At 41.8% G+C, this 16,732-nt stretch carries 12 protein-coding genes and 2 rRNA genes; 4 read left to right on the top strand and 10 right to left on the bottom strand.

Features of this window, described 5'->3' with window-relative positions; genetic code table 11:
• Positions 1 to 188: 188 nt before the first annotated feature.
• Entirely contained in the window at positions 189 to 1,478 is a 1,290-nt protein-coding gene (locus tag MKL32_RS14775) for a solute carrier family 23 protein (RefSeq protein ID WP_004910321.1), read from the top strand.
• 36 nt (positions 1,479 to 1,514) lie between these two features.
• On the opposite strand, the gene MKL32_RS14770 is transcribed toward MKL32_RS14775, so the two are convergent.
• The 3 genes from MKL32_RS14770 to ilvD all read right to left on the bottom strand — a co-directional run bounded on the left by MKL32_RS14770 (position 1,515) and on the right by ilvD (position 5,242).
• A complete protein-coding gene (locus tag MKL32_RS14770; protein ID WP_270900710.1) occupies positions 1,515 to 1,922 on the bottom strand; it encodes a DUF4259 domain-containing protein in 408 nt (135 codons plus the stop codon).
• 42 nt (positions 1,923 to 1,964) lie between these two features.
• A complete protein-coding gene (locus MKL32_RS14765) occupies positions 1,965 to 3,251 on the bottom strand; it encodes a hypothetical protein (RefSeq protein ID WP_004951069.1) in 1,287 nt (428 codons plus the stop codon).
• A gap of 161 nt (positions 3,252 to 3,412) precedes the next feature.
• On the bottom strand, positions 3,413 to 5,242 hold the full coding sequence (ilvD, locus tag MKL32_RS14760; protein ID WP_004951068.1) for a dihydroxy-acid dehydratase: 1,830 nt from the start codon (positions 5,240 to 5,242) through the stop codon (positions 3,413 to 3,415).
• 211 nt (positions 5,243 to 5,453) lie between these two features.
• Here ilvD and fmt point away from each other — a divergent pair, with 211 nt between their 5' ends.
• Together fmt and rsmB are read left to right on the top strand one after the other, a co-directional pair.
• The gene (gene fmt / locus MKL32_RS14755; RefSeq protein WP_136700137.1) at positions 5,454 to 6,416 is read left to right on the top strand and encodes a methionyl-tRNA formyltransferase; all 963 of its coding nucleotides are present in this window, start codon (positions 5,454 to 5,456) and stop codon (positions 6,414 to 6,416) included.
• Positions 6,413 to 7,720: a 16S rRNA (cytosine(967)-C(5))-methyltransferase RsmB gene (gene rsmB, locus MKL32_RS14750; protein ID WP_270900709.1), complete on the top strand. Its 1,308-nt coding sequence runs from the start codon at positions 6,413 to 6,415 to the stop codon at positions 7,718 to 7,720. The genes fmt and rsmB overlap by 4 nt, the downstream gene beginning before the upstream one ends.
• Before the next feature lie 43 nt (positions 7,721 to 7,763).
• Here rsmB and MKL32_RS14745 read toward each other — a convergent pair whose 3' ends face one another.
• From MKL32_RS14745 to MKL32_RS14735, 3 genes are all read right to left on the bottom strand, one after another.
• Entirely contained in the window at positions 7,764 to 7,907 is a 144-nt protein-coding gene (locus MKL32_RS14745; protein WP_004910340.1) for a methionine/alanine import family NSS transporter small subunit, read from the bottom strand.
• Positions 7,908 to 7,919: 12 nt separating this feature from the next.
• Complete coding sequence (locus MKL32_RS14740; protein WP_004910343.1) at positions 7,920 to 9,398, bottom strand: sodium-dependent transporter; 1,479 nt, start codon at positions 9,396 to 9,398, stop codon at positions 7,920 to 7,922.
• A 371-nt stretch (positions 9,399 to 9,769) separates the two neighbouring features.
• Positions 9,770 to 11,212, bottom strand: coding sequence for an aldehyde dehydrogenase family protein (locus MKL32_RS14735; RefSeq protein WP_151831398.1), 1,443 nt, complete (start codon positions 11,210 to 11,212; stop codon positions 9,770 to 9,772).
• A 131-nt stretch (positions 11,213 to 11,343) separates the two neighbouring features.
• Here MKL32_RS14735 and MKL32_RS14730 point away from each other — a divergent pair, with 131 nt between their 5' ends.
• Complete coding sequence (locus MKL32_RS14730) at positions 11,344 to 12,039, top strand: TIGR04219 family outer membrane beta-barrel protein (protein ID WP_004951059.1); 696 nt, start codon at positions 11,344 to 11,346, stop codon at positions 12,037 to 12,039.
• Between the two features lie 285 nt (positions 12,040 to 12,324).
• On the opposite strand, the gene MKL32_RS14725 is transcribed toward MKL32_RS14730, so the two are convergent.
• The 4 genes from MKL32_RS14725 to MKL32_RS14710 all read right to left on the bottom strand — a co-directional run bounded on the left by MKL32_RS14725 (position 12,325) and on the right by MKL32_RS14710 (position 16,655).
• Complete coding sequence (locus tag MKL32_RS14725; protein WP_005403491.1) at positions 12,325 to 12,636, bottom strand: ankyrin repeat domain-containing protein; 312 nt, start codon at positions 12,634 to 12,636, stop codon at positions 12,325 to 12,327.
• An 18-nt stretch (positions 12,637 to 12,654) separates the two neighbouring features.
• Positions 12,655 to 13,347, bottom strand: coding sequence for a tetratricopeptide repeat protein (locus tag MKL32_RS14720; RefSeq protein WP_005403492.1), 693 nt, complete (start codon positions 13,345 to 13,347; stop codon positions 12,655 to 12,657).
• 115 nt (positions 13,348 to 13,462) lie between these two features.
• Positions 13,463 to 13,577, bottom strand: a 5S ribosomal RNA gene (gene rrf / locus MKL32_RS14715).
• 187 nt (positions 13,578 to 13,764) lie between these two features.
• Positions 13,765 to 16,655 (bottom strand): 23S ribosomal RNA (locus MKL32_RS14710).
• Positions 16,656 to 16,732 lie beyond the last annotated feature (77 nt).

The raw sequence follows: 16,732 nt of genomic DNA, 5'->3' as shown, positions 1-16,732 counted from the left end.
CTATTTTGCAAATACAACAAGCAAAATCAACAATGAATTCTGAAGTTTATTTACATATATATTTTACCAAAAGGTAAAAACATAAAATTTATGACCATTTGCGTTCATTCAGATCAATGACCAATAGATGAAAGCATAATTTAAGACAGGGTATCATACGCGCTGATATCACATAATGAGTCTACTTTATGTCAAATTGGTTTCCAAAATGGCAGCCGTATCAGGGGAAGATTGATCATCGCCCTGTTGCGACAAACGAATATTTACCGCCCTTACAAAGCGCGGTACTCGGGGTACAACACGCATTTGCAATGTTTGGAGCAACTGTTCTTGCGCCATTGCTGATGGGTTTTAATCCAAATCTCGCGATTTTAATGTCAGGGATTTGTACGATTATCTTCTTCTTGATCACAGGTGGACGTGTACCGAGTTATCTCGGTTCAAGTTTTGCGTTTATTGGTGTGGTTGCAGCCGCTACAGGTCACATCACGGGCTCTGGTGCAAACCCGAATCTATCAGTTGCACTTGGAGGTATCGTTGCTTGCGGTATCTTGTATGCTTTAATTGGCTTTGCCGTCATGTTGACAGGCACACGCTGGATTGAAAAATTAATGCCACCTGTTGTAACAGGTGCGATCGTAATGATCATTGGTTTAAACCTTGCCCCAGTAACAATCAAAGGCGTTGCAGGTCAGCCTTTTGAAATGTGGATGGCGCTCATCACTGTGCTGAGCATGGGTGTTATCGCGGTATTTACCAAAGGATTATTACAGCGTTTATTACTGTTGGTAGGTTTACTGATTGCCTATGCCATTTACGTCATCGCGACGAATGTGCTTGGATTTGGAAAACCAATCGATTTTTCACAAATTGCAGCAGCACCATGGTTTGGTATTCCAAGCTTTTCGCATCCTACTTTTGATATGAATGCCATGTTAATTATTGCACCTGTTGCATTAATTTTAGTTGCAGAAAACTTAGGTCATATCAAAGCAGTAGGTGCAATGACAGGCGAAGACCTGACTCCTCAACTAGGTAAAGCATTTGTTGCCGATGGTTTAGCAACCACGTTATCAGGTGGTGTAGGTGCACCAGGGATGACGACTTACGGTGAAAATATCGGTGTCATGGCTGTTACCCGTGTTTATTCAACCATCGTCTTTGTAATCGCTGGTGTCTTTGCAATCTTTTTAGGTCTATCACCAAAATTTGGTGCCGTGATCAGCACAATTCCTACCGCGGTACTTACGGGTGCCTCAATTGTGGTCTTTGGTTTAATTACTATTGCTGGCGCAAAAATCTGGATCGAAAACAAAGTCGACTTCTCTAATAATAAAAATCTGATCGTTGCATCTGTGACAATTATCTTAGGTGCGGGTAATTTCGAGTTATTATTCGGAAGCTTTAACTTAGGTGGAATTGGTACAGCAACCTTCGCCGCTATCTTTCTGAATGTTCTGTTTAGCCTAAAAAAATAAAAATTTAATCATCAAAGGCAGCATGAGCTGCCTTTTTTACTGTAAAGCATCTTTTAACTGCTGAATGTTCCCCAACCATAACTCATATTCATCGGACTCTAGCCACAACTCCTTGAGTTCAGAATCATCAGCAACTATTCGTTCCAAAACACGCTTCGCCAATGACAATAGACCATCATTTGGTTGCTCCGAAATGGTTTCTAACCATTGATCTACTTTCTCAGTGTAAACATCGGATTGAGTCCCTTTGCCAAGACGCTTTGCAATGACTTCAACCGCAGCAATGGCTTCCATCGCTAAATCAGCATCTAAATACTCATCGCCCTCATCAAGTGCCACCTGTAAAGCAGCCTCAATCACTGCAAAGTCTGTCGCATCCTGTAGTTCGTATGCCCAGTCATTTGCAGTGTCATTTCCAAACGATTCATGTGACCACGTTCCCATCATTTTTTCCTTTTTTATTGTTCAGTATTAAAATGCTCAAAGTTACTCTTGGCTTTGTTGTTTATACTTTTCTTCTAAAACATTACTAATAATGCTTTCAATCATCCACACTCGATACAAACTATTAAACACATAAGTTTGTCCGTCTATACGAAACTCTAAGACTGGAAAATCAGGTTGATGCTTTTCCTGACACAGAACATCATTTTGCTTTAAGCATTGTTCAACATCTTGTTCAGTCAGTTGGTCAATATCCAAACGCTTTTGCATTTTTTGAAAATGCGCCTTAAAGGATAAATCTTTTCCACGTGTCCAAACCGCTTCTAAAATCTCATGCATGCAGTCGACTTGTTGCTCAACAGGGACGCTATAAAACAATTTTGCCATTTCATAGGTTGCCTCTTTGGTTGGTCGACAAAAAGGTGTAAATGCAACTTGTGTCCGCTTAGATACTCGTGTTGCCAAACTCCAATCAAACCAATCACGTCCGTGATAACTTAATGGATACACGCTTAATTGGATATTGTAATAATTTGCCAGTTCTTCTTTGATGTAGGCGAGTAATAGCCAGCTCATTGGATCTTCAAGAGCGATATATAAATCCAGCTCTGGATGCAAACCTTGAACTTCAGTTATAGACTCACCGTCATTGATTAAATGCTCTCGCCACTCAATATGATTAATCAAAAAGATGGGATTACCCGTAAGTAGTTTTTGTTGTTTTAAACGGCGGGTCAAACGTAATAAATCATCAACAGCTTGATACTTACGCTCACCAAATTCGAAATAGCTAGCAATCACTGGCACATCTTTAAAAATGCGTTCTGGGTAATTTTGTGGAGTTTGATGCTTGCTGGCCATAGCATGCAAAGTACGTAATTTTCCATATTGCTGCTGCCAAAGCATATGAAAGACATCTTCTAGTAAATGTAAAAAATTTTGTTCTCTTAATGGCGTATTTCTTAGAATTGTTTCTGCTTGTTGTAAGGCTTCTGCTGTTGGTATTTCAGGTGTATCGTCAAATCCAAAACGATGCTGTTTTGCTAGAATCTTGGCATCATTTAGACAATATTGAAGCCAATCTTCGGCTGTCATTCCATTTGGGGGTTCTGCACCCTGTCTAGATATAATCACCTTTAATGGTTTGAGTTCGTCACTCAAAATCTCATTCAACTGATCCAGTTGTTGTACCGCAAGATAACTATAAACATCGTCTAAACGAAGATAAATGCTTAAACCCTGTTCCGTGGGTAATTCCGCCTGACGAGAAGGTTTTTGGTAAAACCAACGCGATCGGATGGGATCAAACCAACGACGTAACAAAGACATGTCGATAGCCTCTAATGGTCATAAAATCTGTAAGTGAATGAAATTGTACTCACGTATCAATTTATACGTCAGCAAAAATTATCTTCAGTATCTAATAAAATCAAAAAAAAATCCCCCTTTTATTGTAAGAGGGATCTCGCCGCTTTAAGCGGCGATCAGAATTACAGAACGCGAACAGCGCCTTTTGCTGCGCTCGTAGAGTGCATTGCATAAATCTTAAGTGATTTAGAAACTTTACGCTTGCGCTCTTCAGCTGGATGCCAGCCTTTTGCTTCTTGAACCGTACGACGATGAGCCATCGTTGCATCATCTACATTCAAGTGAATCGTACGATTTGGAATATCGATTTCAATGGTATCGCCATCTTCAACCAAACCTATTGCACCGCCTTCAGCAGCTTCAGGAGACACGTGACCAATTGATAAGCCTGAAGAACCACCAGAGAAACGACCATCCGTAATCAAAGCGCAGTCTTTACCTAAACCTTTTGATTTCAAGTAGCTTGTTGGATACAACATTTCTTGCATACCTGGACCACCGCGTGGACCTTCGTAGCGAATCACAACAATGTCACCTGCAACGATTTTATGATCTAAGATTGCTTCAACCGCTGAATCTTGGCTTTCAAAAACACGTGCTGTGCCGGTGAATTTCAGAATCGATTCATCTACACCCGCTGTTTTAACGATACAACCATCTAATGCGATGTTACCGTAAAGTACCGCCAAACCACCGTCTTTAGAGAAAGCATGTTCCGCATTACGGATTACGCCTTTCTCACGGTCACCATCAAGCGTTGAATAATAACGGTTTTGTGAGAATGCTACTTGCGTAGGAACACCGCCTGGAGAAGAGCGATAGAACTCATAAACATCAGGATCTTCAGTGCGAATAATATCCCACTTATCTAAAGCATCTTTCAGTGTTTTTTCATGTACGGTTGGGCATGAAGTATTCAGTAGATTGGCACGATCAAGCTCACCTAAGATCGCCATAATACCGCCCGCACGATGCACATCTTCCATATGTACATCAGATTTTGCAGGTGCAACTTTAGACAACACTGGTACTTGGCGAGACAAGCGGTCAATATCATCCATTGTAAAATCAACTTCAGCTTCATGTGCAGCTGCAAGTAAATGTAATACAGTGTTGGTTGAACCACCCATTGCAATATCAAGCGTCATTGCATTTTCAAACGCAGCTTTAGTTGCAATTGAACGTGGCAAAATGCTGTCATCATTCTGTTCGTAATAACGTTTCGCAAGTTCAACAACTAAACGACCCGCTTTTAGGAATAATTTTTCACGATTGGCATGAGTTGCAACAATTGAACCATTGCCTGGTAATGATAAACCTAATGCTTCTGTTAAACAGTTCATCGAGTTTGCAGTAAACATACCTGAACATGAACCACAAGTAGGACACGCAGAGCGTTCGAAAGCAGCAACTTCTTCATCGGTATAGCTTTCATCAGCAGCAACAACCATCGCATCAACAAGGTCAATCGCTTTTTCATCACCTCGGAATTTAACTTTACCCGCTTCCATTGGGCCGCCAGAAACGAAAACCACTGGAATATTAAGGCGCATAGCCGCCATGAGCATTCCTGGTGTGATCTTGTCACAGTTCGAGATACAAACCATCGCATCTGCACAGTGCGCATTGACCATGTATTCAACTGAGTCCGCAATCAAATCACGTGATGGCAATGAATACAACATGCCGTCATGCCCCATCGCAATACCATCATCTACCGCGATGGTATTAAATTCTTTCGCTACACCACCAGCAGCTTCAATTTCTCGTGCAACCAGTTGCCCTAAATCTTTAAGATGCACGTGACCTGGAACGAATTGGGTAAATGAGTTGACGACCGCAATAATAGGTTTGCCAAAATCTTCATCTTTCATACCTGTCGCACGCCATAAACCGCGCGCGCCAGCCATATTTCTTCCATGTGTTGATGTTTTCGAACGATAATCAGGCATTTTTTATTCCCAACAAGTTTGTGCTCGAGATGAATAGGACATTCTCTCTGGCGAAATGATACTGAGCTTTTCCCATCATACTACAAGTTATCGTTTAACTGATGACCAGCGAACCTATCTTTTTTTGTTCAAAGACAATTCCTTTCACCTAATTAGGGGCTAGTGGCTTTTTGGCTTATAATTTGGGGTAAATTTTCTGTGGATTATCTTTGTGAAGATCATTTTTGCTGGTACGCCTGAATTTGCGGCAACCGCATTGGCGGCATTATTAAAAACACCACACCAGATTATTGCGGTTTACACTCAACCTGATCGTAAATCAGGGCGCGGACAAAAGCTTACACCTTCTCCTGTGAAGCAACTTGCACTTGAACATGGCTTACCTGTTTTTCAACCACTGCATTTTAAAGCGTCAACTGAAGAAGGTTTAGCTGCCCAACAAGAGCTAGCAGCTTTGGGTGCTGATGTCATGGTAGTCGCTGCTTACGGTCTGATATTGCCACAAACCGTATTAGATACGCCTAAATATGGTTGTTTAAACATTCACGGTTCTCTATTACCTCGATGGCGTGGAGCAGCTCCGATTCAACGTGCAATCGCAACAGGAGATGCTGAAACAGGTATCACCATCATGCAAATGGCAGCTGGTTTGGACACAGGCGATATGATGTACAAAACCTATTGTCCAATTACTGCAGAAGATACCTCTGCAACCTTGCATGACAAGTTAGCGACTCAAGGTGCTGAAGCTATTTGTACCGTGCTTGAAACTGAGCAAAGTTTGCAATCATTTATTGCCAAACGTGAAGTTCAAGATGAATCCCTGACGGTTTATGCACATAAATTAGTGAAATCAGAAGCACGTATTGATTGGACACAAACTGCAATCCAAATCGACCGCAATATTCGTGCGTTCAACCCTTGGCCTGTGGCTTTTATTCAATTGGATGAAAATAACGCCTTACGTGTTTGGAGTTCAATGCGCTCCGAGATCAGTAAAGCAAATGCTCAATTAGGTGAAATTCTTGCAATTGATAAGCAAGGCGTACATGTCGCTTGTGGTGAAAACAGTGTCGTGTGCTTAACCAGTTTACAGTGGTCAGGTGGTAAAGCGCTCAATGCTGTCCAAATTGCCCAAACTCAAAAATTACATCTTGGACAAATTCTCCCATGAGCCAATCGAATCAATCATCTATAAAAAATCTGAATCTACGTGCGCAAGTGATCAAAACACTTTTGGCTGTTCAAAATGGGCAATCTTTGACTTCTGTATTGAATCAACATATCAATATGGTCTCTGAACGTGATCGTGGTTTATATCACGAACTGACTTTAGGTTGTTTACGCCAGTGGTTTTCATTAAAAGCCATTACCTTACCATTGCTCACCAAACCGTTAGACAATGAAGCATTAGAAAGTTGTTTATATCTTGGCTTATATCAAATTTTATGTACCCGTATTCCTGTACATGCTGCAATCTCGGAAACTGTAAATGCTGCTAAGCAATTAGGTTTCGAGCCAATGAGTGGTTTGGTCAATGCGATTCTGCGTCGTGTTTCACGTGAAACAGATGAATTTCAAATAGCTTTGAATAATACACATGGTTTACCAAGTTGGTTATTCAAACGAATCAAAAAAGATTGGCCTGAGCAAGCAGAGCATCTGTGCCAAGCCTTAAAACAAGTCGCGCCACTCACCCTGCGCGTCAGTGAACGCCAAGTTAGTCGTGATGAATATTTAGAGATTTTGGACGAAGAACAGATTAATGCTCGTCCTTGCATGCTTTCTGACGTTGGTATTGTTTTGGAACAAACGGGCAATATTACCCATTTACCAGGTTTCGAAGAAGGTGGCTTTTCTGTTCAGGATGAACATGCTCAATTGTGCGCCACGCTTTTACCGAACCTAGATGGCAAAGTGGTGGTTGATGCTTGTGCTGCACCAGGCGGAAAGACAGCACACATCCTTGAGCGCTTTAATCCTAAAAAGCTGATCGCATTAGATCATGATGCAAAACGTTTATTGCGTGTTTCTGAAAATATCGAACGTCTTGGCTTAGATCAAACTGAGGTGGAGATTATCGCAGCCGATGCCACCACATGGCAGGCACCAGAACCCGTCGATTGTATCGTGCTGGATGCACCTTGTTCTGCAACAGGTGTTATTCGTCGTCATCCTGATATTCGCTTGCTCAGACAATCCACAGACATCGCACAAACCGTGGCTTTACAGCAACAGATTTTGAGACAGATGTGGCAACAGCTTAAAGTTGGCGGTACGCTGCTTTATATCACCTGCTCAATATTAAAAGTCGAGAATGAGCAGCAGATGGTCGATTTTTTTGCAGACCATCCCGATGCAAAAGAAATTAAAATCTCTGCAGATTGGGGTATAGAACAGATTCATGGTCGTCAGCTGTTGCCTTCAAATCAATCAGGTGATGGTTTCTATTATTGTCATATCCAAAAACAAGCGTAATAAAAAAGCAGGCTTAAAAGCCTGCTTTTTTTTTAAGAATCAATCACAGCGTATGCTGATCTTTAACTTCTTCAAGAACATCATCTAAATCTTCTGGATTCTTCATTAGGTGGCGAATCGACAAAGCGAGTCCACCCCATAAAAACACCATTGAAATAATCATCATTACGATTGCTGAAGTATTCATAATTTTATTCTCCTAGCGATCTTTCATTCTGCTTAAAACTAGCGCAACGACAGCACAGAAAATGACACTGCCCCATCCAAACACGCCTTGTAAGCTCATACTGTAAGTATCGTAACCGTTCTTAATCAAGTTAATCACTGTCATGCTCAAAGTCGTTAACAGGATCAATGATGTGATCACAGTAAGCGTAAACGCCCAACCTTTACCTAACTGAATCGTAGAAATACGGTTCACATGATCACGAAGTTCAATCAAAGCAGAACGTTTAAACCAAGCAATACTAATGATAGAAACCAATGCTCCGCCAATAATACCGATGTTATTGATGAAGTGATCCACAATATCCACCAGCTTAATGGCATTAACGCTTGAGAATAGAATCACTGAAACTAGCGCACTACCACCACCGATGATCGTTACTGCCTTCTTACGTCCCCATTTCAATTTATCCTGCATTGCTGCGATTGGCACTTCAAGAATACTCACCATCGATGAAATACCAGCAACAAACAACGATGAGAAGAACAACAGACCAAATACGTCTGCGCCTGCACCTAAGCTTGAAATAATTTTAGGGAATGCAATAAATGCCAGACCAATACCACCACTTACGACATCTTTAACTTCTGTACCCGCAGCATGTGCCATAAAGCCGAGTGCAGCAAAAATACCAATACCAGCAAGGATTTCAGTCGATGCATTGGCAAAACCAACGATCAAACCAGAGCCTGTTAAGTTAGTTTTAGGCTTCAAGTAAGATGCATAGGTCACCATGATCCCGAAACCTACAGAAAGTGAGAAAAACGTATGACCATAAGCTGCTAACCAAACTTTATAGTCCATCATCGCTGCCCAGTTTGGCGTAAAGAAAGCATTTAAGCCTTGAACCGCACCAGGTAAACGTAAAGATTGAACAACAAGGATAGTGAACAATACGAACAGTAAAGGCATGAAAATCTTGTTCGATAATTCAACACCTTTTTTAACCCCACCATAAAGAATGATGAGTGTTAATGCCCAAATTCCCACAATTGGCCAAAATAGATGACTAACAAACTGAAAATCAAAACCTGAAGCTTTTGAAGTTTGTAGGTAAGTATTAAAGAAGAAGCTTTCAGGATCACTACCCCACGCTTGCCCGATCGAGAAATAAATATAACTTCCCGCCCAAGTCAAAACACTAGCGTAATATAAACCGATGATAATACAGACACAGACTTGCCACCAACCTAATGTTTCACCGCCTTTAAATAAAGAACGATAAGCTTTCGGTGGAGAATTACGAGCACGATGACCTGTGGCATAATCTAAAAACAAAAGCGGTAAACCCGCAGTGATAAGTGCCAATAAATACGGGATAAGAAAGGCACCACCACCATTTTCATAGGCAACATATGGAAAGCGCCAGATATTACCTAAACCTACAGCTGAACCTACAGCTGCAATAATAAAACCAGATCGTGATGTCCAGTTTTCACGAGAATCTGCCATAGAACACCTAATATATTCATGTGGCACTTTTCAAACTGCGTTCACTTGTTATTATCCAACAGAGAGAAAAGTACCGTAAAAATCTTGTTTTGCTTGCATGAAAGTTCAACCTTGTGGGTCTCTTATTTCCATGTACAAACAAGCAAAAACCAAACCATCTTCCTTAAAGATTGGATTTTGTTTTTCTGCTTTTAATAGCTGAACAATACCTGTTTTTATTTCTTTTTACTGTAAATTCCTGACGAAAAAATCACACTTTTCGAGCGATTGATTATTTTTCAACTCAGTCAATAGTTGACCTTACAGTCAAATGATAAATTTAAGATACAGAAAACTATTAGGTGCAGAATCATAAGGTCTACCTGAATAATCTATTGCTTGATCGCCAGCAACCGTTCTTCCTGCATATCTCGAATCGCGGATTGAATTCCCTCTCGACCTAAGCCTGAGTCTTTCACACCGCCATACGGCATATTATCGACACGGAAGGTTGGCACATCATTGATAATTACACCTCCTACATGTAAATGGTCCCATGTATACAACATTTTATTGAGATTTTGTGTATAAACTCCTGCTTGTAATCCAAAACGACTTTGATTAATTGTTGCAATTCCTTGCTCGAAATCCTTATATTTTTCTAAAATGGCAACGGGGCCAAATGCTTCATCCTTATAAATTTCTAACTTTGAATCAACATTTTCCAATAAGGTGGGTTCAAAACAAACGCCATCTAAAACACCACCAACAAGTATTTTTGCACCTTTCTTCTCGGCTTTATCAATCCATTTTTTCAGTCGAATCGCTTCAGCTTCTTTAATCATTGGACCGACCAATGTCGTTGCTAAACTTGGATCATCAACTTTAATCTTTTTTAATTTTGTGATTAATTTCTTTTTTAGATCCGCATAAATATCAGCATGCACTAAAATCCGCTGCACACTGATACAAATCTGACCTGCATGACCATAAGCTGCACCAATTAAACGGTCAATCAAAGCATCATCAACAATTGCATCTGCCTCAATCATCACCGCAGCATTACCCCCCAATTCAAGCGTAACCTTTTTACGACCTGCTCTCGCTTTCATATCCCAGCCGACTTGATCAGAACCCGTAAAGCTGAGCAACTTGAAACGATCATCCGTAACTAAAATATCCGCCGCTTGACGATCACAAGGCAATACTGACCATGAACCTTTAGGCAAATCTGTTTCAGCCAGTACCTCTGCAATTTTAAGCGAACTAATTGGCGTTAAACTTGCTGGTTTCAGTACAAAAGGACAACCCGCTGCAATTGCAGGTGCTATCTTATGCGCCACTAAATTCAAAGGAAAATTAAATGGACTAATTAAGGAAACTGCGCCAATCGGCACCTGTTTAACCATCCCACGATAACGAGAAGCTGCTGGTGTTACAGCTAAAGGTATTATTCGACCATCATCCATTTGAGTCACTGCATCCGCAGCCAATTGGAAGGTATTAATCAGCCGTTCAACCTCAGCACTTGCTGCACCACGAGGCTTGCCGCCTTCCGCAATCAAAATCTCAATCAATTCACCACGCAACTCATTGAACCGTTTCACGCAATGCAACAATATTTTTTGTTTTTCAAAAGGTTTTAAAGCAGCCATTTCGGCCTCTGCTTTAACAGCTGATGCAATTGCCTTTTCTAGTGTTTTAGCATCAGCCAAAGCAACTCGTGCGAAAACCTGAGTCTGATATTTATGATGTACATCTAACCACGCTGCTGTTTTTACCGCTTTACCAGCCAAATATAATGGATATTCAACAACGTTTTCTTGCTCTTTCATTTCTTATTCTCTTTTCAAAAAACTAAAATTAGACTACTGCATAATTTTACAGATCACTATATGATTCGCCCAATCTATGATGAATTCACAACAATTCATTACGGTTTATGCTCATAAATTAGGACTATATGATGAAAATTTTAAAAATATCGATGCTTGCTTTAGGAACAAGCCTTTGTGGTTTAGCACAAGCAGATGTTATTGGTGTCAAAGGTGATGTGAGCTACTGGGCATACGACGGTAAAGCAAATATGGCAACCCAAACTTCTGCTCAAGATCAAGACCTTGACCGTAAAGGGGCTGCACAAATTTCTCTTGCTGTTGAACACCCTGTTCCATTAATTCCAAATGCAAAAATCCGTTATGTGAATTTAAAAACACAAACTGAAAATGAAGTTTTAGGTCAACCTGTTTATGACTTAGATATCGATCATACCGATTTCATTCTATATTATGAAATTCTCGATAACGTTGTGAATGCAGATGTTGGTTTTGGTGCAACCAATTTGAATGGCGATGTCAAAACGTTGAATTTAACAAAAACTGATATCGATAAAACAATTCCAGTGATCTACGGTTCAGCTGGGGTCAAACTACCGTTTACAGGTTTGAGTGCTAAAGGCGAGTTACTCTACAGCAACTTTAATGATGCTAAAATCACAGATGCCCAAGCAGAATTACAATATAACTTTATTGATAATTTATTAGTCGATGTAGGATTGAAAGCAGGCTACCGTATCTTAAACATCGAATTAGATGATTATGAAAAAAATGATCTTAAATTTGATTTTAAAGGGCCATATGTTGGTTTAGACATTCATTTCTAAATCAAATTAAAGAAAAAGCGGAGTCTGATGATTCCGCTTTTTTTATTATGAAGTATATATTTGCCATGTAAGCTTAAGCCTACAACCATCGTCGTCATTGGCGAATAGTTCAATTGAAAACTTTGCCCTATCATATAAAACATAAAGAGACAGGAAGTCTCATTGAAAATAACAAGATACGCAGGAAGCGGTCGTTGATAAGGAATATAAACGACAAGAAACTGAATACGAAGAAGCCCCGTCAGGATGATGGGGCTTCTTTTTATTTATCATTTTATGCGTGATTTAAAGACTTTTAAGATAAGCAATTACTTCATCATGCTCTGCCATTTCTGCAAGCTGCAGCGCAGTATATTCGCCTTTATAAGCCACATTTGCCCCTTTACTCACCAGTAGCTTCACCACCGCCAAATGATCATTTTCGGCGGCAGCCTGTAATGCACTATAGCCTTCGTCATCAGTCTGGTTTGGGTCTATACCGTCAGCCAATAATTGTTCGACTTGTTCCATATCACCAAGAGAAGCCCAATAGACCAGTTCAGGAAGATGAAGTTCATCATCGTTTTCAGGGAGTGGAGAGAATGAATTGAGTTTCATCAGAAATACCTAATTTTTTTATTTAAGATAAAGTGTTTTATACTGATCAGCTAGCTCCTTAGCCTTTTTCATTTCTTGGATATTAAAAATTTGAGTAAAATTCTTCAAATTTTTAATTGCCTGATCATTTCCTGTTTCAGCTGAAACACTAATCCATGCGTAAGCTTTATAATAATCTTGTTCAACACCTAAACCTTGAGCAAATAATAAACCATACTCATTTTGAGAAAAAGAATAACCAGCTTTTGCTGATTTTTCATACCAAAAAGCAGCTTTAGTATAATCTTGTTTAACAAAGTTCCCTTTGCGAAAAGCATTACCTAAATTAAATTGAGATTGCAAATCTCCTGCATTCGCAGCCTTTTTAGTATATTCAAAACCTTTTTCAGGATTTTTTTGTACTCCAATACCTTCATAATACATAATCGAAAGATTTGCTAAGGAGGGAGCATAACCTTTTTGAGCAGATTGATTAAATAAGTTAAAAGCCTTTTCTACATTCTTTGGGACACCTAAACCTTGAAAATACAAACTTGCTAAATAGTGTATTGCCTGAACGTTTCCCATTTTTGCTGATTTTTCAAAACTGTCAAAAGCAACTTTATAATTTTTTTGATAATAAGCTTTTAGACCTGTATCCAAGTCATTGATTGCAAAAGCCATACTTGGAACTAATAAGCTAACAACCAATACCAACAAGCCTTTTTTCATATCTACTCCATGTCCCTATACAAATATAGAGGGATATTAGCACAAGCCAATTTATTTATTCTTCACGCAATAAAAAACACCCCCAACTGTTAGGTTGGGGGTGTTTAGAATTAAAAGCTGGCGATGACTTACTCTCACATGGCAAACGCCACACTACCATCAGCGCGAAGAGGTTTCACTTCTGAGTTCGGGAAGGGATCAGGTGGTTCACTCTTGCTATTGTCGCCAGCAAACTGTTGTGGTGTTTTCGGGTCTTATTCACATTAATTAATAATGTTTGCCTTACTTACGATCCAAAGAGTTATTAACGGATTAGATATTGAGTCTAACTTTGTGTTCAGCATTTTAACTAGTTTATACACTAAATCAAGTTGTGTATTGAATTTATCTTGAATACAACAACTGTTTGGGTGTTGTATAGTCAAGCCTCACGAGCAATTAGTATTGGTCAGCTTCACACGTCACCGTGCTTCCACACCCAACCTATCAACGTCCTAGTCTCGAACGGCTCTTTAGAGGAATAAATTCCTAGGGAAATCTTATCTTGAGGTAGGCTTCCCGCTTAGATGCTTTCAGCGGTTATCCCTTCCGAACATAGCTACCCGGCGATGCCACTGGCGTGACAACCGGTACACCAGAGGTTCGTCCACTCTGGTCCTCTCGTACTAGGAGCAGATCCTCTCAAATTTCCAGCGCCCACGGTAGATAGGGACCGAACTGTCTCACGACGTTCTAAACCCAGCTCGCGTACCTCTTTAAATGGCGAACAGCCATACCCTTGGGACCTGCTTCAGCCCCAGGATGAGATGAGCCGACATCGAGGTGCCAAACACCGCCGTCGATATGAACTCTTGGGCGGTATCAGCCTGTTATCCCCAGAGTACCTTTTATCCGTTGAGCGATGGCCCTTCCATACAGAACCACCGGATCACTAAGACCTACTTTCGTACCTGCTCGACTTGTGGGTCTCGCAGTTAAGCGCGCTTTTGCCTTTATACTCTACGCGTGATTTCCGACCACGCTGAGCGCACCTTCGTACTCCTCCGTTACTCTTTAGGAGGAGACCGCCCCAGTCAAACTACCCACCAGACATGGTCCTCGTCCCGGATTACGGGACAGAGTTAGAACCTCAACATTACCAGGGTGGTATTTCAAGGACGGCTCCATTGGAACTAGCGTTCCAACTTCAAAGCCTCCCACCTATCCTACACAAGTAAGGTCAAAGTTCAATGTCAAGCTGCAGTAAAGGTTCACGGGGTCTTTCCGTCTAGCCGCGGGTACACTGCATCTTCACAGCGATTTCGATTTCACTGAGCCTCTGCTGGAGACAGCGCCGCCATCATTATGCCATTCGTGCAGGTCGGAACTTACCCGACAAGGAATTTCGCTACCTTAGGACCGTTATAGTTACGGCCGCCGTTTACTGGGGCTTCGATCAAGAGCTTCGCTTACGCTAACCCCATCAATTAACCTTCCAGCACCGGGCAGGCATCACACCCTATACGTCCACTTTCGTGTTTGCAGAGTGCTATGTTTTTAATAAACAGTTGCAGCGGCCTGGTTTCTGCGGCTGCCAACCGCTCAGGGAGCAAGTCCCATCACCGTCAGCAGCGTACCTTCTCCCGAAGTTACGGTACCATTTTGCCTAGTTCCTTCAGCAGAGTTCTCTCAAGCGCTTTGGTCTACTCGACCTGACCACCTGTGTCGGTTTCGGGTACGATTCCTGTGTAACTGAAGCTTAGAGACTTTTCCTGGAAGCATGGTATCAGCCACTTCACTGTACAAGTACAGCTTGCTATCGACTCTCAGCATAGAGCACCCCGGATTTGCCTAAGATGCATGCCTACGGTCTTCCACCTGGACAACCAACGCCAGGCTGACTTAACCTTCTCCGTCCTCTCATCGCATTACACAGAAGTATTGGAATATTAACCAATTTCCCATCGACTACGCCTCTCGGCCTCGCCTTAGGGGTCGACTCACCCAGCCCCGATTAACGTTGGACTGGAACCCTTGGTCTTTCAGCGAACGGGTTTTTCACCCGTTTTGTCGTTACTCACGTCAGCATTCGCACTTCTGATACCTCCAGCATACTTCTCAATACACCTTCATCGGCTTACAGAACGCTCCCCTACCACTTGACTAATGTCAAATCCGCAGCTTCGGCACATAGTTTTAGCCCCGTTACATCTTCCGCGCAGGCCGACTCGACTAGTGAGCTATTACGCTTTCTTTAAAGGGTGGCTGCTTCTAAGCCAACCTCCTAGCTGTCTATGCCTTCCCACATCGTTTCCCACTTAACTATGATTTTGGGGCCTTAGCTGGCGGTCTGGATTGTTTTCCTCTTGACTACGGACGTTAGCACCCGCAGTCTGTCTCCCGGATAGTACTCATTGGTATTCGGAGTTTGCATCGGTTTGGTAAGTCGGGATGACCCCCTAGCCGAAACAGTGCTCTACCCCCAATGGTATTCGTCCGAGGCGCTACCTAAATAGCTTTCGGGGAGAACCAGCTATCACCAGGCTTGATTAGCCTTTCACCCCTATCCACAAGTCATCCCCTGGCTTTTCAACGACAGTGGGTTCGGTCCTCCAGTTAGTGTTACCCAACCTTCAACCTGCTCATGGATAGATCGCCTGGTTTCGGGTCTATACCCAGCAACTAAACGCCCTATTAAGACTCGATTTCTCTACGGCTCCCCTATTCGGTTAACCTCGCTACTGAATATAAGTCGCTGACCCATTATACAAAAGGTACGCAGTCACCGAACAAGTCGGCTCCCACTGCTTGTATGCATGCGGTTTCAGGATCTATTTCACTCCCCTCACAGGGGTTCTTTTCGCCTTTCCCTCACGGTACTGGTTCACTATCGGTCAGTCAGGAGTATTTAGCCTTGGAGGATGGTCCCCCCATATTCAGACAAGGTTTCACGTGCCTCGCCCTACTCGTCATCATTATGTGTGCCCTTTCGTGTACGGGAATATCACCCTCTACGTTCGCACTTCCCAGAGCGTTCCACTAAAACACACATAACTTAATGGGCTGCTCCCCGTTCGCTCGCCGCTACTAAGGGAATCTCAATTGATTTCTTTTCCTAAGGGTACTGAGATGTTTCACTTCCCCTCGTTCGCTTCATAAACCTATGTATTCAGTTTATGATACCCGCCTTATAGCGGGTGGGTTCCCCCATTCAGAAATCTCCGGATCAAAGGATATTTGCCGCCTCCCCGGAGCTTTTCGCAGGCTATCACGTCTTTCATCGCCTCTGACTGCCAAGGCATCCACCACATGCACTTAATTACTTGACTATACAACCCCAAACAGTCGTTAACACATACAAGTGAGTGTTATCGTTGCAAACTTAATTGCTACTGGTTTGTTGTCT

The organism is Acinetobacter sp. AOR34_HL (assembly GCF_027854795.1).
Classification (GTDB): domain Bacteria; phylum Pseudomonadota; class Gammaproteobacteria; order Pseudomonadales; family Moraxellaceae; genus Acinetobacter; species Acinetobacter junii.
Note: the sequence above shows the minus strand (reverse complement) of the source record. Positions and strands in the feature narration are given on the sequence as shown.